The 19,959-nt window shown below is 42.2% G+C and carries 16 protein-coding genes; 4 read left to right on the top strand and 12 right to left on the bottom strand.

The window, feature by feature from the left end:
- The 4 genes from MiAbW_RS17535 to MiAbW_RS17520 all read right to left on the bottom strand — a co-directional run.
- On the bottom strand, positions 1-1,362 hold a 1,362-nt coding region (locus MiAbW_RS17535), incomplete at its 3' end, for a S1 family peptidase (RefSeq protein ID WP_172967393.1).
- A gap of 65 nt (positions 1,363-1,427) precedes the next feature.
- Positions 1,428-3,896: a CHASE2 domain-containing protein gene (locus tag MiAbW_RS17530; protein WP_151697154.1), complete on the bottom strand. Its 2,469-nt coding sequence runs from the start codon at positions 3,894-3,896 to the stop codon at positions 1,428-1,430.
- Positions 3,897-3,911: 15 nt separating this feature from the next.
- Complete coding sequence (locus MiAbW_RS17525; RefSeq protein ID WP_110545806.1) at positions 3,912-5,039, bottom strand: DUF1822 family protein; 1,128 nt, start codon at positions 5,037-5,039, stop codon at positions 3,912-3,914.
- 2 nt (positions 5,040-5,041) lie between these two features.
- Entirely contained in the window at positions 5,042-6,289 is a 1,248-nt protein-coding gene (locus MiAbW_RS17520; RefSeq protein ID WP_151697153.1) for an RNA polymerase subunit sigma-70, read from the bottom strand.
- Positions 6,290-6,561: 272 nt separating this feature from the next.
- Here MiAbW_RS17520 and ftsH3 point away from each other — a divergent pair, with 272 nt between their 5' ends.
- Both ftsH3 and miaA read left to right on the top strand, forming a co-directional pair.
- Entirely contained in the window at positions 6,562-8,415 is a 1,854-nt protein-coding gene (gene ftsH3 / locus MiAbW_RS17515) for an ATP-dependent zinc metalloprotease FtsH3 (protein ID WP_002784350.1), read from the top strand.
- Positions 8,416-8,854: 439 nt separating this feature from the next.
- Positions 8,855-9,802, top strand: a complete 948-nt coding sequence (gene miaA / locus MiAbW_RS17510; RefSeq protein WP_151697152.1) for a tRNA (adenosine(37)-N6)-dimethylallyltransferase MiaA — start codon at positions 8,855-8,857, stop codon at positions 9,800-9,802.
- Here miaA and MiAbW_RS17505 read toward each other — a convergent pair.
- From MiAbW_RS17505 to MiAbW_RS17495, 3 genes are read right to left on the bottom strand one after another with little or no spacing between them, the layout of a single operon-like run.
- Positions 9,744-11,150 (bottom strand): DUF2079 domain-containing protein, encoded by a 1,407-nt coding sequence (locus MiAbW_RS17505; protein WP_151697151.1) that lies wholly within the window; start codon positions 11,148-11,150, stop codon positions 9,744-9,746. The two genes, miaA and MiAbW_RS17505, sit on opposite strands and share 59 nt — an antisense overlap.
- A 12-nt stretch (positions 11,151-11,162) precedes the next feature.
- Entirely contained in the window at positions 11,163-12,020 is an 858-nt protein-coding gene (locus tag MiAbW_RS17500; protein WP_151697150.1) for an amino acid ABC transporter substrate-binding protein, read from the bottom strand.
- A gap of 18 nt (positions 12,021-12,038) precedes the next feature.
- Positions 12,039-13,076, bottom strand: a complete 1,038-nt coding sequence (locus tag MiAbW_RS17495; protein WP_151697149.1) for an AI-2E family transporter — start codon at positions 13,074-13,076, stop codon at positions 12,039-12,041.
- 354 nt (positions 13,077-13,430) lie between these two features.
- Between MiAbW_RS17495 and MiAbW_RS17490 the strand changes: the two genes are divergently transcribed.
- Together MiAbW_RS17490 and MiAbW_RS17485 are read left to right on the top strand one after the other, a co-directional pair.
- Complete coding sequence (locus MiAbW_RS17490; protein ID WP_151697155.1) at positions 13,431-14,198, top strand: pentapeptide repeat-containing protein; 768 nt, start codon at positions 13,431-13,433, stop codon at positions 14,196-14,198.
- 48 nt (positions 14,199-14,246) lie between these two features.
- Positions 14,247-14,699, top strand: a complete 453-nt coding sequence (locus MiAbW_RS17485) for a hypothetical protein (RefSeq protein WP_151697148.1) — start codon at positions 14,247-14,249, stop codon at positions 14,697-14,699.
- A 17-nt stretch (positions 14,700-14,716) separates the two neighbouring features.
- Here the strand turns inward: MiAbW_RS17485 and MiAbW_RS17480 are convergent, their stop codons facing one another.
- From MiAbW_RS17480 to MiAbW_RS17460, 5 genes are all read right to left on the bottom strand, one after another.
- Entirely contained in the window at positions 14,717-15,367 is a 651-nt protein-coding gene (locus tag MiAbW_RS17480) for a ParA family protein (RefSeq protein WP_002777994.1), read from the bottom strand.
- 187 nt (positions 15,368-15,554) lie between these two features.
- A complete protein-coding gene (gene gatB / locus MiAbW_RS17475) occupies positions 15,555-17,027 on the bottom strand; it encodes an Asp-tRNA(Asn)/Glu-tRNA(Gln) amidotransferase subunit GatB (RefSeq protein ID WP_151697147.1) in 1,473 nt (490 codons plus the stop codon).
- A 280-nt stretch (positions 17,028-17,307) separates the two neighbouring features.
- Entirely contained in the window at positions 17,308-17,685 is a 378-nt protein-coding gene (locus MiAbW_RS17470; protein ID WP_151697146.1) for a hypothetical protein, read from the bottom strand.
- 42 nt (positions 17,686-17,727) lie between these two features.
- Complete coding sequence (locus tag MiAbW_RS17465; protein ID WP_151697145.1) at positions 17,728-18,615, bottom strand: alpha/beta fold hydrolase; 888 nt, start codon at positions 18,613-18,615, stop codon at positions 17,728-17,730.
- 79 nt (positions 18,616-18,694) lie between these two features.
- Complete coding sequence (locus MiAbW_RS17460) at positions 18,695-19,402, bottom strand: SIMPL domain-containing protein (RefSeq protein ID WP_151697144.1); 708 nt, start codon at positions 19,400-19,402, stop codon at positions 18,695-18,697.
- Positions 19,403-19,959: the final 557 nt, after the last annotated feature.

Raw genomic sequence — 19,959 nt, 5'->3', positions numbered from 1 at the left:
GCCACTCATGCCCCCATAAGTGATGCTGGTATAAACTAATTCATACCCTCCGGTTAAAGAAGCAACACTTTGTAATGTTCCACTTTGTTGCGTGCTTAAGTCACTTTGGGGGTTTTCTATTAACCCCCGTTTTTTATCGAAAATTATACCGCCACTAAACAACCATTTCGAGGGATTGTCGCCAATTTTGGGGAAGCCTGCGGCAAAAACAAAATCACCGGTATTTGGGTTATAATTCGCTATTTCCGCAACGGGATAATTGTCCAGGCTTTCAAACTGAAAAACTGCTAAATCTACCCCTTCCTGACGGATGATGGTGCTTTTCTCGATGTTTCGAGTTTTGCCGTCGCTGGTGACGACGGTGTAGGTGTGATCGGCACATCTGGTGGTGCCTTTGATTTTTTCGCAGAAGACGTGATCGGCGGTTAAAACTGTGTAAATATTTCCTTCTTTTGCGATAATGACACCGCTACCGTTTCCACCGCTCGTACTATCAATCCGGACGGTGAAACCCTTGGCTTTCGCTTCTAATTCGGCGATATAGTCAGTAGGGGCGGTGGTTTCTATATCGGGGTTCACCTGCGGTAGGGGTAGGTTATAGGCGCTGAGGATTTCGGGACGGATGTAGGTTAATAGGGTATTGATAGAAATGCCCCAGTTAACCGCTCTCATCTGTTGGATTTCTGCGTCTGTGGGTTTCGTACCGTCCTCGTAGATGTAGTTAGAGAGAATCGGATGGGCCGATCGCCCGTTAATGCCGATTAACTCCCCATCAACAAAAATGCCGCCGCCACTCATTCCCTGCACGATCTCGCCACTATAACCGACGCTGTAGCCTTCCCGGAGGGGTCGATCGCTCACCTGTTCGAGGGTTCCCTTTGTCGTCCGATACTGTCCCGTTTCGGCAACATATCCCGCGGCCACCACTTCTAAACCGATCCTGTTTTGATTGATGGTAAACTCCGCGATGGTGGCGATCGGATAATCCCGGGTATCGCTAAACTCCAGCAGAGCGAGATCTTGATTCTCCGATAGGGAATTGGGGACAATGCGGGCCGCACGGCTGTGGCCGTCGTAAGTTTGTACCTGTAGGGTTTTCGTGTTGCGGGTAACGTGGGCGTTGGTTAGGATAAGGTAATTATCGCCTTTTTTAGCGATAATCGTCCCCGATCCCCGATTTATCTCGCTAGTAATCTTAACGGTGACTCGTTGTAGGAATTGCTCCTCGGTAAGCTCCCGATCGCCCTGTGCCGTCAGAATGGGATGATTAGAAATATTTCCGGCAGCCGGGGTGACAAGGGTTAACCCGGGTTGAGGCAGTAGGGAGAAAAGAAGGATGAGGGCGATCGAAGGTTTGATCATGGCTGTTACCTAGCTATTTTAAATAGTAGAAAACGGGTTTCTCGGAGAAACCCGTTTTCTGTGCGTTACTCAACGGATTTAGTATAAGAACGAAGAAAAAAGAAGATACCGGAGGTGGTGAGAAGTGCGATCGCTGAGGGGATAATCGGAACCCAGAGACCGAAATAACTAAAGAGAAGCCAACCGATACCAGTAAGGGAAATCACAGCGATCACCACTGTCAAAAGTACCGTTTTTACCCGAAGAAAACGCCACGTTAACAATCCCCCCACCAGGGACCAACCCAGCACCCAGAAAGCCTCCTGTAGGGGATTCCAGAAAGCGATCGAGGTACGTTTTCCTGTCATTGTATCGAGAATTTGACTGACTGCGTGCGCGTGCAAATAAACCCCCGGAATTGCTTCCGATGGGTTGCGACTAAAGGGGGTTAAAAAATCATCGATCCCGGGTTCTGTTACTCCAATCAGGACAATTTTTTCCCGGACTGATTCGGGATTAAAACGCGGATCTAAAACCTGTTGGAGAGATTTTTTCGGGGCAATTTTTGTGATTGCATCGCTGCCATTATCGGCGATTCGACGGTAAGCGAGCATAACTTGACGGCCGGATCGGGTATCGGATTGACTGGTTCTGTAGGGGCCGCGGTTGGATTGTAGCCAGTCACCGAGATGAGTATCCCCGATATTAATTTCTAGAATTCCCCGCTGCAGTTTATTGCAGTCAAAATCTTGATTCTGGGATTCTAGATATCGTTTGGCAATTAGGAGACTAAAACTAGGAGCATAATCTTTAAAATTACAGGACATTGAGTCAACTTTGGCCAAAGAATCCGGGGGAAGACAGGGAGAGGTGCGATCGAGTTTTGCCTGATATAAAAAACGACGAATTCGGGGAACTCCGGCAATGGTTTCGTCTAGGACTATGTTACTAAAACCACTCTGATTTTTTGGCAGTTCCGGGGGTGGGGGAAATCCGTCCGGTTGCGGGTAATTATTGAACTTACAAATCGAGATAAAATTAGGAGTATTTTGTAATTGTTTGGCTAGGGGTGGATAATCTTGACTGGCAGCGATGGGACGGAGGATATCTAAGGCGATAATTTGCGGTTCGTAGGGCAGTAATTTATTTAAAAGCTGCGATAATGCTTCTCCTGCGAGGGAACGTTTTTGATCGCTTCCGGGTATTGTTGGTCTTTTCATACCCATGCGATCTTGATATTCCCAATCTTGGCGATCAATGGTAATAATTAATAATCTTTCGTCGGGTTTATCTTTGGGTTTTAGTTGCATCAGGCGATCATAAATATTTAATTCTAAGGGTTCTAAAATTCCTGTTTCTCTTATTGCCAAGACTGTCATCGTTACGGCTAAACCTAAACCGAAAGTTAGAGCAAATCGTCGCCAATTTTGTTGTTTTTGAGGGGAGTTACTGAAACTATGCCAAGTGGGGGGTTCTTCGGTGGGATTGGGGCAAACTACGGGCAGCCAACTGGCACAGGGATAGTCTTTTTCCCAGTCATCGTGGAGATTTTTTTGGGCTTCATGTACGGCGCTATAGAGAGATTTATTATTGGTAAAAGCGGTTAAAAAGTATTGCAGAAATTTGGGAGAAACGGGATCGGGTAATTTCTCGCGCATAAAGATTAGATGGGGTAATGCCATCCCTTTTTCCCGGGATAGTTGTTGTGCCAAACCGATACCATCACAGGAGTTAAATATCGCTAACTTTAACCCGTTTTTAGTGGCTTCTCCCAGGGAAAAGCTAAAATCAGCTATCTTTAATTTATGAGTTTCTGTTAGTTGAATTTCGCAATCTTGGCCATCTTCTGTACTGGCACTATGACCGCTAAAAAAGAGAATATTCCAAGTTTCTTGACGCAATAACTGATTTAATTTTTGCGGGTGGGGAGCTTTTTCCCAGATAATTTCGGCTCCTGCTTTTCCCGCAATATCGTCTAAGGTTTTGCGATCTTCTTCCAGAAATTTTAAGTCGGTGGCATAGCCTAAAATGGCTAAAATCCGAATTTTTTTATGATTTTTTAATTGTCTGGCTAAGGTATCGTATTCTGAGACAATAATGGCTATATCTGCGCCGGTATTTTGGAGAATTTCCCATTTTTCCCAGGGGAATCTTTGTAGCCAAATATTATCGGTTTGTACCCAGATACGAAAGTTATTACCAGAGCGCAGAATTGCGGTTTTAATCGGTTCAAATTCTGGGCTATTATTCAACCATCTGTTTAAGTTATCCTCAAATAATTTGGCTTTTTCTTGGCAGTTTTTAAAGACTAAACTCTGCTGAGAACTATTGGTAATTTGTTGGGGATTGCTATCTTTTAAGACTTTAAAAAATCCCTCTAATTCACTATAGTGACGTTGCCATTGACGGTAAAGAGTTAATAACTCTAAATTAGCTGGTAGCCTTGCTTTGATCACAGTTTGGGGACGAGAATTAAGATCGGGACGAATTTCTAATTTTACTTTAAATCCCCGATCGAATGTGCCATCTAGTTCGAGAGTTAGGAGTTTAATCATTAAGTTTTTCCTCGCTTATACTTGTAAATATTCGGTTACTCTTGCCGATTCTAAGGCCACTTCAATGAAGAATTTATCCCCCAATTCAGCATCAAATCGATAACGAATAAATTCATCGTTATCTGTGGCAATTACTTCTCGAAAAACCTGACCAGTTTCGGTGAGAATACTTAATTTTAAATGGGGGGGTAAAGTGCTTGTTTCTCCCGTGGGGTAAACAGTCGCTTGCAGGCTAAATATTTCTTGAGTTTTAGCGATAGTAATCATCAAAGCGAGGGAATTTCCGAGTAATTCTACTCCTAAATCTTTGATGCGTTTAATTTCTGTATTTTTGAATGCTGGAACCAGTGACAGTGAGCTAAAATCGAGTATACTTTGCCAATCAATGGGGAAATTATGGGCAAACCAATTGGTTAACTTGACGGGGGATTTTTGCCGACGGGTAATTAAAATTTTTCTCCAGTTACTATTGACGATAACTGCTGCCCATTCCTGAAAAGTAACGGCTTTTCTGGGAAAGATTAACTGAGGATTAGCTAAGATGTCTAGCAAGGTTGTCAATCTATCTAAAGATAGTTTTTCCTCCATCTTTTCCCGTTCAATCTTCACTGGTTGTAATTGACACTCTCCCCATAAATCTAAAGAATCTGATCCTGATTGCAGTTGATTTCTCGGTAGAGAGTAGTTAAGATTGCGCTTAATATATTGTCCTTTTTCCTTAATATCTTTATGGGTAGTAGAACCCCAAATTCTCAGATGACTTTCGGCAGTGTTTACCTGTACCGCTAGATAATAATCACCAATTAATTGAGGAATATCTACCCATTCTTGAGGAATTTCGATCGCTTCTAGATCCAGAGTTTCGCTGGCAATAACTATTACTGACTTTTCGCCTAATTTAACGGTAAAACCATTAACTCCTAGTTGCCAGAAATCCTCTTGATTTTCTACTAAGCTAACCCCAGGCATCCCTGACTGTAGATAGTTAAAAATAACTTGTTGACAGAGATAATTAATATAAAATCTCTGACGAATACTGGCATCAGTAAAACTGGCACTTTTTGCCCAACTTATCTCTTGAATATCTGCGGGTATTTCTAGCCAAATGCTATCAGGAGTTAGTTCTAACCAATCATTAACCATAATTAATCCTCCTGAGTTGTTGCGCTGGTTTGATAGTAGTATGTTAGCCATGGTTCTATTGCTTTACTAATAACTTCTCTATCGTGAGACTGGAAAGAAATATGCAGGTTTTCGCTGGCCCAGGGTAAAAACTTTTTAGCGAGGTGACGATAAACTTTATCCAGTTCCCTAGAAACCTGATATTGTTTGATAACCACCGTGGTAATTTCTGTAATCTTAGCGGCAATTGCCACTTGTCCCAACCCTAACCCATAAGTCATCTCTAGAATTAACTGAATTTGCGGATGCAGTTTTGCCTGTTGCGGCTGCTGACAAATCTGTGAAATTTCTGCCCCTAACCAAGCTAGAATTTTTTGGTGGTTTTGTTGCGACTCGCGAAAATTTTCCGCCGCTTCTAATTGCTGCCAAGGGTTATTATGGAGAGTATCTTCGATCATTTCTTCCCTCGTGCTACTTTCCCCATCCCCGAAAGGTTGCTGTAGAGAAATTGTTTTTCCTTGGGGAAATAAATAATCAAAAATAGCTTGTCCTGCATCCTGTAACCATCGGGTAATTGTCCCAGAATTGATTTTGATGGTAGAGTGGCTATCCGAGTTATAAGCAGCGGCGATTTTTTGCCAGATTTCTGGACTAGGTTCCTGAATTTTACCATCGGTTTTTATTTTTGCCTGGGCATAAATTTCTTTATAGTAATCCCAAGCTAAAAGGTAATTTTCGAGAGTTTCTCCCACTAATCCCCTCGCCAGGAGAGCTTGGCTGAGACGCGCTCCGGTAGAATTAAGTAGTAGGCTCCAAGTATTATGGCCGAATGCTTGACTAATCTGACGGATGCGATCGATTAAGCGATATTTAATCCTCTGGGTGGCAAAATTATCGAAGCGAGTGGAGAATAAAGGCTTAAAGTCAGCTAAGATAGCCTCAAAACCAAGACTTCCTTCGTTAAAGTAGTCTTCGATCTGATAATCCAGTTTAGCTTGATATTTGTGATAGATTTCGGCAGCGGCCCAGTAGCAAGGTTCCTGTAAATAAGCGTATAAATGCCCACGAAAAAGATGATTTTTGGAACCGTGATTCTGATACTGTTGGTGAAAGAATAGAGACCAATATTCCTCGGACTCGACATTAGGATCGATTGGGCCATAGCTTTCTATGTTACGACGCAAACGCCGATCGCAATTCCATTTTGTCCTATTTTGCTGCAAAACTAAAAAGCAACAAAAATTCTCCAGCAAAGTCTCTCGTTTTTTCATCTAGCTAGTCCCCGTGGAGGTCAACTAAACTCTCTATCGTTCCACTTGCAGCTTTTATGCAGTATTTTGGCATTTGCTTACTAAGTGATCTTACTCGGTCTAGGAGAGTCACATTGACATACTCCCCCACCCCCAACAGCTAACCCCCATGGCGGACCAGAACAGGCATATTAAAAAAAAACCTGTCCACTGTTCCTGAGAAACGTTAACATAAGTTAACAACCCCTTAACAACCGATAAGATCATCCTCAATTTATCAGGAGTTCGACAGCGTGAACAAAAACGGTAATAACAAAAAATGGCGCAATGCGGGACTATATGCCCTATTGTTAATCGTAGTCCTTGCCTTGGCCTCAGCTTTCTTTGATCGCCAGCCAGCAGTGCAACAGACTTGGAAGTATAGTGAATTTTTACAGGAAGTGCGGGAAGGTAAAGTAGAAACCGTGCGCTTAAGTGCCGACCGGCAACGAGCGATCGTACCCACTCAAGATGGAACCAATGTATTAGTTAACCTGCCCAACGATCCGCAATTAATCAACATCTTGGCAGAAAATAACGTTGATATTTCCGTACTACCCCAAAGAGAAGAAGGAGTATGGGTAAGAGCTTTCAGTAGCCTCTTTTTCCCGATTTTACTTCTTGTTGGTCTATTTTTCTTGCTCCGTCGCGCCCAAAGTGGCCCCGGTTCCCAAGCGATGAACTTCGGCAAATCGAAAGCAAGAGTACAGATGGAACCCCAAACCCAGGTTACTTTCGGTGATGTGGCCGGGATTGAAGGGGCAAAATTAGAATTAAACGAAGTGGTGGACTTCCTCAAAAATGCCGATCGCTTCACGGCAATTGGAGCAAAAATCCCCAAAGGAGTCCTTTTAGTCGGTCCTCCGGGGACAGGTAAAACCCTGCTCGCTCGCGCAGTAGCTGGAGAAGCAGGAGTCCCGTTTTTTAGCATTTCCGGTTCGGAATTCGTGGAAATGTTCGTCGGGGTGGGTGCTTCTCGCGTCCGCGACCTATTTGAACAAGCGAAAGCGAATGCACCTTGTATCGTCTTTATCGATGAGATTGATGCTGTCGGTCGTCAACGGGGTGCCGGTTTAGGGGGGGGTAACGATGAACGGGAACAAACCCTCAACCAATTATTAACGGAAATGGACGGTTTTGAAGGTAATACAGGTATTATCATTATCGCCGCCACTAACCGCCCTGATGTGCTGGATGCCGCTTTATTACGTCCGGGTCGTTTCGATCGCCAAGTGGTGGTGGATCGTCCCGATTACGCTGGCCGTAAGGAAATCCTTAATGTCCACTCCAGAGGCAAAACTTTGGCCCAAGACGTGGATCTCGATAAAATCGCCCGTCGTACCCCCGGTTTTACCGGTGCGGATCTGGCTAATTTGCTCAACGAAGCTGCAATTTTAGCGGCACGTCGCAATTTAACCGAGATTTCCATGGATGAGATCAACGATGCGATCGATCGTGTCCTAGCAGGTCCTGAGAAGAAAAATCGCGTCATGAGCGAAAAACGCAAAACTTTAGTTGCTTACCATGAAGCTGGTCACGCTTTGGTGGGTGCTTTAATGCCGGATTACGATCCTGTCCAGAAAATTAGTATTATTCCTCGCGGTCGCGCTGGGGGTTTAACTTGGTTCACTCCTAGCGAGGATCGCATGGAATCCGGGTTATATTCTCGCGCTTATCTGCAAAATCAGATGGCTGTAGCTTTGGGAGGTCGTTTAGCTGAAGAAATTATCTTCGGTGAGGAGGAAGTGACTACGGGTGCTTCTAATGACCTGCAACAGGTGGCACGAGTAGCGCGGCAAATGGTCACTCGTTTCGGCATGAGCGATCGCCTCGGTCCGGTGGCCTTAGGTCGTCAAAATGGTAATGTTTTCCTAGGTCGTGATATCGCTTCCGATCGAGATTTCTCCGATGAAACTGCGGCAGCTATTGACGAGGAGGTGCGTAACTTAGTGGAACAGGCCTATCGTCGCGCTAAAGAGGTTTTAGTCAATAACCGCGCCATCTTGGACCAGTTAGCGCAAATGTTAGTGGAAAAAGAAACCGTGGACGCAGAGGAGTTGCAAAATATCCTCGCTAATAACGATGTGAAAATGGCGGCTTTAGCTTAAGTTTTGTAACATTTTCTTGACAAACAGCATCCTCATGGGTGCTGTTTTTTTTTGTTAAATGACAAACTTAATTTCTTGCTGATAAGCTGTTAATCAGCTTAACAATACCCTGTTTAAATGCGTCTTAGCTTAACAGTCCTGTCTTTTCACTGATTACTGATTACTGTCATGTAAAATCGATGACTACTTCCTCTTTCCTCTTGGCTGCATCTCACATTTGCAGAAATACCGACAATCAGCAATTATCAGTGACTCTGAAATTGGTACAAATGTATGAACAACTGCGTGTAAGCATCCCACCGAAAAGCTAATGCGCGGGGGGTTCTACCCCCCAAACCCCCCAAAAGCTTGGATTGAGTGATAAAATCGCAAGTAAAGCCCGATTTTAACCGAGAGTTTCCCCTTAAAAATCCCAACTTGGTAGATTTACGAAAATGAGATGCAGCCTTCCTCTTTACCTATTTTGATTGTTATTTGTGGGGCAACTGCCACAGGAAAATCCAGTTTAGCCCTACAATTGGCTGAAAAGTTTAATTCAGTAATTCTCAGTGCCGATTCTCGACAAATCTATCGAGAATTTAATATTGGTACCGCTAAACCTAGCTTAGAAGAATGTCAGCGGATTCCCCATTATCTAATTGATATTTGTGATCCTCAAGATAATTTTACCCTAGCACAGTACCAAGAACAGGCTGAGGATTTAATCAGCAATCTCCACTATTCTCCTCTGTTTTTAGTCGGTGGTACGGGACTTTATATCAAGTCCATTGTCAAGGGTTTAAAAATACCGAGGGTTTCTCCTCAACCGGATCTAAGACAGCAATTACAAGCTTTAGGACAATCCTATCTTTATCAAATTCTGACGCAGGTAGATGAAGAGGCCGCTAAAAAAATTCATCCCCATGATCAGGTCAGGACTTTACGCGCTTTAGAGGTTTTTTATCTAACAGGAAAACCTATCTCTAGTCAGCAGGGAGAAAATCCCCCCACTTATCCAATTTTACAAATTGGTTTAGACTGTTCCCCAGAAAGTTTAGACAAGCGGATCACTGTTCGTACTCATCAAATGATCGCCAGGGGATTAGTAGCAGAGGTGCAGAATTTGGGGGATAAATACGGTTGGGATTTGCCACTTTTGCAGACTTTGGGTTATGCAGAGATTAAGCAATATCTCCTCGGGGAAATTTCTTTAGAACAGGCGATCGATCTAATTATCCTCCACACCCGTCAATTTGCTAAACGTCAGCGCACTTGGTTTCGTGCCGATGCTGATATTGTCTGGGTTCCCATCGATAAAGAAAATTTATTGAAATCGGTAGAACGAAAAATTATTTTATTCCTTGAGGGTTTGTCAAGGCCCGATATAAAAACACATCATCCTGATTAACGATTAACTGAAAGTTCTCATTTTGATTCAGTTTATTTAAGTGATCATCAATTAGTTCTGGTGAACTAGACCAACCAGGATGACGGCGATCGAGTAGGATATAATTAAATTGATTTAAATCTAGGGATTGGGAACCTTCGATCGCTAATTTGATCATTTCTCGATGGGTAAGATGGGGGGCAATTCTAGAAGTAGTCAAGACACTCTCGCTGGTGGTAATTTGGGTGAGAGCTTTTTGGGTGGCGGACCAAGTATCGAGGGAATTTAAATACAGTGACCAAAAATAGCCGTATTTAGCTAAGGCAAAAAAGGCAATAATTGCCCAAGTAATTATCCATTTAGGTTTTTTTAACCAGTTACTATTATGGGCTAAAGTGGCGATAACCGCTAGAAATAAAAAAGGTAAAATTGGCAGGGAATATTGAGTGGTTAAGTTTTTTTGTGGGGCATGATCTGCCAATAAATTTAAAGCGAGTGCGGGAATAGCAGCAATTATTGGGGCAGAATAGCGCCAGGATAAACCCCAAACTAAGGGAATAATTAATAGGATGAGGTATTCTAGATTATTGCCAGTAAAGATTTTTCCAAAGACTAGATCGGGTTTGAGGAAAAGATTAAAGATAATTGCTGGCAAACTATCTCCTAGATAACTATATCGAGAATCAGCCATTTCGATAACTGCTGATTTTCCTGTCAGGAGAGGGATTAATAATTTCGTGGTGATAATAAACCAAAGAATGCCAGTGATAATAGCAATTATTCCAGGGATTTTTTTCTTTTCCCAGAGAAGTAACCAAATACCCATTCCCAACAATGTTAAAGAGAGAATTGCTTTACAACCGAGAATAATAATGATTCCTAGACAAAATCCCCAGAGATTATTTAATCTTGCGGCCAAAATTGTCCAAAAAATGGCTGAAACTGCGATAACTTCAGGATGAAAATCAAAGAGATTAACGTTAAAAATCAAAGGATAGAGCAGATAAACTAAGGCTAATGTATAAGCTTTTTTTTCTTCTAATCCCGCTTCTATTGCCAATTGCCAGAGGGGAAAAACGGCAAGGGAAAGGGAAAAAGCTTGTAAGAAAAGCAACCAATAAACGCTAGGATAAATTTTATAAAGTAAGGCTATAGGATAGAGGATAAAAGCGATATGATCGCCTAAAATATGGTAGTCAACAAAAGATATAATCGGTGGTTTACCTTGAGAAATTAAGTAAACTCCTTGATCGAACCAACCAAGATCGAGAGCATTAGATTGAAATAAAATATGTCTGACAGCACTGCAAATAAACAGGATTATTGTAGCGCAACCAATTAACCAAAATAAATCATTTTTTGTGTGCATAATCGTTAAGTTTTACTGGGATTTTTCGGGATTATTACGACAATACTGCCAGGTATCTCTAAAATAGGAAGCAACTTCAGTAAACCATGCTTTAAAAATATTTCTGTTCTCACTGGTGACGATAACCCCATTAATAAACTCTTGCCATTGGGGATCATTAGCGGGAAGAATGAAACCATAATAATCACAATTTAAAGGATTGCGCGGGATAAGTTGATAATCTTGTCCTAGGGATAAACCGAGAATGACAGCTTCTCCAATTAGCAGAATACCATCACTAGCAAAAGCATCTATTCTATTCCTTCTTAAACTTTGGATACCCCGCAGTCTTCCCGTCACTCCTTGAAATTCCTGATAGATAGCAAGAGGATATTTTTCTCTTAATAATTCTTGAGTGGTGGTATCTCGCAAAACTCCAATACTTATCCCTTCTAAGGACGAAGAAAAGTTAAAATTCTTCTGATTATCACTCCGAACTAAAAACTGAGTTCCCGTTACAAAAAAAGGACGAGAAAAACTGACGCCATCAGGTATATTTTTTCTGATACTATTTGGACCACACTCAAAATCAACGGTTTTATTTTCCAATAACTGGAAGCGATTAAATAAAGTTGATTTATAAATTTTGATACTGATGATCTGGAGGTTTAATTTATGTTTGAGTTCCTCTCTGAGCAATTGGATAAAATCTAAGCATAATCCCTGTAAATTATTATTACTATCTCGATAGCCAAAAGGAATGGCATCTTCTCTCATCGCTACTTCTAATAATCCCGTGCGTTTAATTTTTTCTAGCACTGTTTCAGACTTAGCTGGGAGAGCAGCAAAACAGTTAGATAAAATAACGAGAGTAAGAATGATTAATTTCATGGTTTTTGCCGAGATTATTTAAGATTCGTTATGACCGTGATCCCATTGATCTAAAATATCTTTGAATAGTAATTCATCTAACCATGTTTTTACTACCACTGTCAAAGGTAAAGCCAATAACAAACCTAAGATGCCAAATATTTGAGCGAAGAAAATTTGAGCGATTAGGGTAATTGCTGGTAGTAAAGATACCTGTTTAGCCATGACAGTGGGTGTCAGCAAATAACTTTCGACATTTTGGATAATAAAATAGAGAATCAGAATAGCGACAATTTTCCAAGGAGCATCGATAACAGCAATGAGGATCGGAAAAATCACACTAGCAGTCGGTCCGATATTAGGGATAAAATTGAGCAATCCTGCCAGGATAGCATGAACGAGAACTAGATTGATTTGTAGAACAAAAAGACCGAAACCACTGAATAATCCTACCATAGTTGAACTAATGGCAATTCCCAACAACCAATTACCTAAACCCGCTTCCGATAGGGTAAGAATTTCCTCGGCACGACGACGATAGAAGTTAGGAAATAATTTTAAGAAAGCTTGTCGATAGGGTTGGGGGTTGGCTAACATCATAATTGCTAACACCAGCACGAATAATAATTGCAAAATTGCCGCAACTGAGTTAGAAAAGAAGGTAAAAAAGTTACTAAAAACAAAGGTTCCTAAAGGTTGTAACTGCTGGACTAAATCAGTTAAGTTAGGCAGCGATGGCAACCAATCAAATTGAAATTGTTGTCGCCATCGAATCGAGTTATTGCGGACTAAATCCCAAGCTTGCGGTAAAAGTTCAATTAATTTTTGAAACTGTTCGATAAAGGGGGGAACAATAATTATAAAAAATAAAATCACAATTGCTAGACTCGTCAGCAGGGTAATTAAAATAGCCAAACCCCTTTTAATCCCCAATCTCTGCAATCCTTTTACACATCTATTTAAGGCTACGGTAAACACGATCGCCATAAAAATCAATAATAACAGCTGTCGAATCTGCCACAATACATAGAGAGCCATTATTAAACAGATAAACCCCAACCACTGACCAAATTTCACGACCTTGATTTATCCTATCGGGACAAGTTTTATCATACAGCAGTCGGGAGGCAGGAGCCGGTCGTCAGTATTCAGGAGATTATTTTTATTTGTTCTCCCATCTCCCTAACCCCCAACAGTAAAATTAAGTTTCATATCAAAAATTTGCTGATTTTGCTGTTATGTGCTATACAATTACGTCACAAAACAGGATAGAAAAACAAGATTTTCTGAATTACCAGACATTTTCTCAAATTTTATGGCAACTCTCCCAGAGTCAAATTATCCTAAAAGAAATCCTCTCCTAGAAAATCCGACAAGACTCAGAGAAATTGTGGCCGTTAATGCTTTTATCCTTGTACTAGGACTTCGATGATGAAAGAATTGGAGCGATACTATAAAGTTTTAGGGTTAGATCATGGGGCATCTCTCGACGAGATCAATCAAGCCTACAAAGATTTGGTGTTTATTTGGCATCCCGATCGCATTCCCAAAGATAATCAGCGTCTTTTGGAAAAAGCCACCGCTAAACTGCAAGAAATTAACCAAGCTAGGGAACAATTGCGGCAAATTCATCAAAATTCTCCTAAACGCTCTAATTACGCCCCTAAAACTGAAAAACAGCCCGCCCACGCCTCTAAAACTGCTTCCCCCTATCAGCCTCACCCTAGCCAACCCAGCCAAAATTCCCAAACCCACAGTCATAAAACCCATAATCAACACAGCCACTCTCAGAATAACCATCAGGTCCACAATCATGCCGCCTGGCGCCCCCACTATCGGGATTTAAACGGGGCTGATTTACAGGGGGCTAACCTGAAAGAAAAAGATCTCTCTAGTTGCAGTCTCATCGGGGCAGATTTAAGCCATGCCGACTTAAGCGATAGCTTCCTGCACAAAGTTAACCTAGAAAAAGCTAATCTCTACAAAGCTAATCTTTTTCGCGCCAATCTCCTCGAAGCTAACCTTAAAGACGCAAATTTACAGGAAGCCAATCTCATCGGGGCGGATTTAAGCGGGGCAGATTTGTCGGCGGCGGATTTACGCGGGGCAAAAATTGGCTTTGGTAAGCGTATTATGGTGAAATTAACTGGGGCAATTTTAACGGGAACAATTCTCCCCGATGGTTCGATTCATCAATGAATAACCTCCTGCTAATTTTGATATTTTTTTAATAGGAACTATCACCCGATGGGCATTTATTATAAAATTGCCGCTGTTTTTCTAGGGATGCAATTAGCTGCAGGAGAAAATTTATCGGCGGCAAATCCTGATTTTTTACTGCTGCAAAAAGCTCTAGAAAAACATAATTTTATCGTTAAAATTTCCCCACCACCAGTGCGAGGAGCCTACGGGTTATTTGATAGTAAAACTAGAATTATTTGGATTCATCCCCTAGTTTTTGACTTAGGTATTGCCGGACCAACATTAATTCATGAAGCTGTCCATGCTGCCCAACTTTGTCATGGGGGCAAAACAGTTAAAGCTCTTAATTTAGGCATAGAACCCCCGGCAATGACCAGAAGATTTTTTATGAATTATGAGGGTTTTAGCAGACAAATTGAAGCGGAAGCCTATACTGTTCAAGTTCAGCCGGATGGTCTGGATTTAGTGATCTCTTTACTGCAAAAATATTGTCCTTAGAAAACCTGTTCATAAATCTACCAATCCCGTTCTAATTCTTCGGCCACACGACGATAATCGGCGCTGGCTTCTTGGGCATTTTTACCGCGCCAATTGGTAATAGCTACCCCATCTAAAACGGCTTTTTCGTGGGCCTTATAATTTCTGACAAAAGCATGACAGGCGGGAATACCTAATTCTAATAAAGTATTTTGTGCTTCCAAAGTTTCCTTAAGACTACGAGAATCCACTTTCGTTAATAAAACCCGATAGGCAATTCCTAGGGGTTTAACTGCCGTGCGTACCGTGTCAATTAAAGCCATTAAATCCATCGGTGCGGGAGGAGTCGGTAAAATTAAATAATCTGATTCTGCTATGACTGCGGTAAGTAATTCGGAACGCAAAGCTGGTGGTGTGTCAATCACGATCAGATCGTACTCGATAATTTGACGCAATTCTCCTAATTTCTCTGTATTAATTTGCTTGGCTAAATCAAATACCATACCCGCTTGATTTCTTTCTACCCACCAAGTGGAGGAACCCTGCGGATCGGCATCCACCAGCAAAACACGCTGATTCTGTCCCCAAATTGCCGCTAAATTAACCGCAGTGGTGGTTTTACCCACACCACCTTTACCATTGACAACAGCGAGAATTTTTGGGCTATTAGACTTTAATTGCGAGGTCATTTTCAGTTATCAGTTATCAGTTATCAGTTACCAGTTACCAGTTACCAGTTACCAGTTATCAGTTATCAGATTTGAGTTTTAAGTTCAATGATTACTGTTTACTGGACGGCTACGCCGTGCCTTTGGCAACACTGAAAAAAAGCTCCCCACTGATTACTGTTTACTGATTACTGATCACTGAATATAACTAACCAGAAAGTTTTTGATCTAAGATTTGGCTAGTTAATTTAGGATCGGCCTTACCGCCGCTTTTTTTCATGACTTGACCGACAAAAAATCCCTTAAGATTGGTTTTACCCGCCCGGAATTTTTCTAACTCGCTTGGATGGGAAGCGATAATTTCCTCGATCAGTTTTTCGATCGCAGAACTGTCAGAAATTTGTATTAATCCTTTCTTTTCCACCAGCGCTTTGGGTGAACCGCCTTCGGTGAGAAGTTCTGGTAAAATTTCCTTAGCAATTTTGCCGCTAATTGTTCCGGTTTCAATCAGTTTAACTAATTCGGCTAAGTCTGCCGCTTGCAGGGCAATTTCTGTGATCGTCAGCTTATTATTATTCAAATAAGCGGCGATATCTTGACTGATCCAGTTAGCGACTAATTTCGCATTTGCCCCCGCAATTACAGCAGTTTCAAAATATTCGGCTACGCTGCGATCATCGGTTAAAACCCTGGCATCGTAGGGGGAAAGACCAAATTCTTCCTCATAACGACGACGTTTACTAGCGGGTAATTCCGGTAATTCTTCCGCCCAAGCTTTTAACTGTTCGGGGGAAACTTCTAGGGGGGGTAAATCCGGTTCGGGAAAATAGCGATAATCGCTAGAACCTTCTTTTTTCCGCATACTAATCGTCCGTTGAGTAGCTTCTTCCCAAAGACGGGTTTCCTGTACGATCAATTCCCCATTTTCGATCGCTTCAATTTGTCGATCAATCTCGTATTCTATGGCTTTTTGGATAGCACTAAAGGAGTTCATATTTTTAATTTCTACCTTAGTCCCGAACTTTTTAGCGCCTTTTTTGCGAACGGAAATATTGACATCGCAGCGCAGGGAACCTTCCTGCATATTACCGTCACTGATGCCGAGATAACGCACTAAACGCCGTAATTCTTGGGCATATTCCGCCGCTTCGGTGCCGGTGCGTAAATCCGGTTCTGAGACAATTTCCAATAATGGTACACCTGTACGATTAAAATCCACGAGGGAATGGGTGGAACCGGAGAGACGTTCGCTGCCAGCATGAACCAGTTTTCCTGCGTCTTCTTCCATGTGCAGACGGGTAATGCCGATAATTTTGCGGCTAACTTCCTTAGTTTTTTTATCGACGATCTCGATTTCTAGTTGACCCTGTTCGACAATAGGGAGATCATACTGGGAAATTTGATAATTTTTCGGCAGGTCGGGATAAAAATACTGTTTGCGATCGAATTTGCTATGAGGTGTGATTTTACCATCGATAGCTAATCCCAGTTTAACAGCACTGGCCAGGACTTCTTGGTTAAGGACGGGTAATACCCCCGGATAACCCAAACAGACGGGACAGACGTTAGTATTGGGGGGACTATCGAAACTGGTAGGACAGGAACAAAATATCTTGCTTTTGGTGTTCAGTTGACAGTGGGTTTCTAAACCGATAATTGCTTCGTATTCAGTAGCAGACATATTTTCTCGCTCTTGCCGACACAGGAATGATCTGTTTACTCATTATAGTCGCGATTCTAGAGCATTCCCTCCCTTCAAAAAACTTAATACTGTAGTTAATAATAACTCTAGGCAGCCTAAATATAGCTAAAAAAAGATAATTTATCCAACCAATGTACGCCATTGTTTTTGATTTTATCAAAGGCATAAGATACATAGGAGGAGTCGGTAGATATTCAAATCGACTCCCGTTTGTCTCCCTGAGATAATTTTAATCTTGACTGTCCGCTAACAATCGGAATTATCGGTTAGAAAGACCGCAGTTTCCCCGGGACCAACCCCATTCTTCCACTCCCACGGAAATTTGCGAACCGGGACGGACATCGCCTTTCGATAAGTCTATCAGAGTCACACTGACCGCGGCGAATAAACTGCCGCGATAAATCGGTTGTCCTTTGTTGTTAGTATTTTTAAAACTAAGGCTAGAAACTTGGGGGGGTTGACCGGAACGCTTCCAGCGAATACGTTCAAAACGTCCATTGATAAATTCTGCTGAATAGAACCAACCGTTATTCATGCGACCTCGACAAAAAAGCTGTTGTGTGGCCACAGTAGCGGGAATATTAATAGATAAACTGAGAAGGCTGAATGCAGCGAGAGTGATCGGCAAAAATTTCATAAAAGTTGGCACCATAGCGTCAAATAATCCTATTATAGGTTTTTAGTTCGCAAATTTAACTATCGCAGCTGCGGTAAGTTCTGGTTTTTCGAGGTGGGGAACATGACCACAGCGAGGAATCCAGACCAGTTGATTATTAGGTAAAGCCTGCTGAAATTTCTTGGCGTCTTCTGTGCCTAAGATTTGATCGTTTTCGCCCCAAATAATCAGCGTTTCTCGGTTTATTTGGCTTAATTTCGGCAAAAATGCCCCATAACCCCCACTTTTGGTAAAGGAGATTAAAGCCTCACTCCAGTGGGGACAATTCAGGTGCAGATTAGCACAGGTGCAAGCATCAACAGTGGCCAAAGTTGCATCAAAATAGGCAGTACGACTGATATTTTGACGCACGCGGGGATTGGCTAAAAAATTAGTTGCCCACTTATCGAGGGGAGAAAACATCAATTTACCCAAAACTGGGGGATTAGCTAGTCCTGCGCTGTCAATCAGGACTAATTTTGCCACTATTTCTGGGTAGGAGAGGGCAAAATCCAGGGCTACTGCACCCCCCATGGAAGCACCGACTAAAATCAGCGGTTTAGCGATCGCAGTTTGCCAGAAATGGTAAAGATGGCTTTTAATAGTTTTGGGAGATACTTGTAAATCTGGGTATCGCTCAGTAAAACCGAAGCCGAGCAGATCTATCGCCCAAGTTTCCCTATTTTGGGCGAGTAAAGGTAGTAAACGCCGAAATTCCAGCAGGGAACTATCAAAACCGTGCAGGAGAACAAAGGGCGGTTGACCTTGCCCTTGTTGACTATAGGTGGTTAGAATCGATCGAGGATAGATGGGGCTATCGATGGCAATTTGTTGGATATTTTGGAGGAGAGCAAGGGAGGTATCTTCACTCAATCCCTCCCTAACAGTGGGTAAAAAGTTGGGATAATTCACGGATGAGGGCGAAAGTTTGATCCGGCAACAGGCAAGAGGTGTTTAGATATGTGTAGTTAATTGTCTCTAGCTACAGATCTTAATAGCTAATTTCGAGGGTGACAGCAGCCCGCAGGGTTTGTTCCCCTCCGATAACCGGGCTACTGGCAGCATCGGCACTCCGAAAAACCGCTTCTGATCGGGCTATTGGCACGGGATTACTGGTATTACCCACTTGGATAGAAACCGTTTCTTTCGGCACTAAACCGAGGGCTTGTAACACGATTGTCGCCTGTTCTCTAGCTTGTTCCGTGGCTTTGATGAGAGCGGTTCTTTGGGCAGCTGCGATCGCTGATTCTCCAGCAGTAAAACTGACCCCATCGATGCGTGTTGCCCCGACTTTCACCGCTTCATCGATTAAACTCCCCGCTTGGGCTATATCAACCTGAAAACTAATCAAATTAGCCCCGATATAACCGATTAAACGTCTTTGATTGTTGCTGAAGTCGTAATTGGGCTGTAAACTAATGCCGGTGGTTTCCAATTTTTCCACTTGACGGGAACGGAGAAATTTAACCACCGCATCGCTACGATTGGCGGTTTCCCGCTGCACCTTACCCGCTTCTTTGCCTTGAACTTCCACCCCTAAGCGCACTATTGCCTTAGAAGTGGCGATATTTTCTATTCCTTCTCCCGTTACGGTAATTGTCCTCAATTCTCTTTCGTTTGCGTAACTAGGCATAACTAATCCGGTGTTGATGAGGATAAGGGACAGCAAAAAAGCCAAGCAAAATTTTTGGTAATTCATCAAAAATCTCTAGCGATCGATACTATATTTCGATTCTAGCCTTTTTTTTGAGCAATTGAGTGGAAGATTATCCCTTTTCCGTCACTTTCGGAATATTGGTGACTAAGCTCTGGGAACTTGAGAAGGGGCCTTTAAGCAAGATTGGTGACTCTCTTAGGTGTGGTGGGTAAAATGTATTCTAAGATACAGTCTTGCGGGCAAGTGAGTGTAAAGAACCACAGAGACGCAAAGGACACAAAGACCGATCGCTACTATATAAGTTAAACTTGTTACACAAAGAATAAGAGAGCCGATTGGTTCGCACACTGGTGCTGTTAATTAAAAAGATAAATTCTCAAAACTTGCTATGATCCAAAAAGATTGTTAATGCACTTTCTCGGCTTAATTATCCCCTGCAATGACTCGCCAAATTCACGACCAATTTGCCAAGAGACATCTCCAAAAATTTGTAAGTCAGTCACAGCAAGGAAGACAGGCAGATTAGACGAAGAGTCAAAATTAGCTCTAAAAACCGATTAATCAGGGTTTTAAGAGACAAAATCGAATTTTGACGGAAA

The organism is Microcystis aeruginosa NIES-4325 (genome assembly GCF_008974145.1).
In the GTDB taxonomy this organism is placed as follows: Bacteria; Cyanobacteriota; Cyanobacteriia; order Cyanobacteriales; family Microcystaceae; genus Microcystis; species Microcystis aeruginosa_G.
This window is presented reverse-complemented; position numbering and strand designations above follow the sequence as displayed.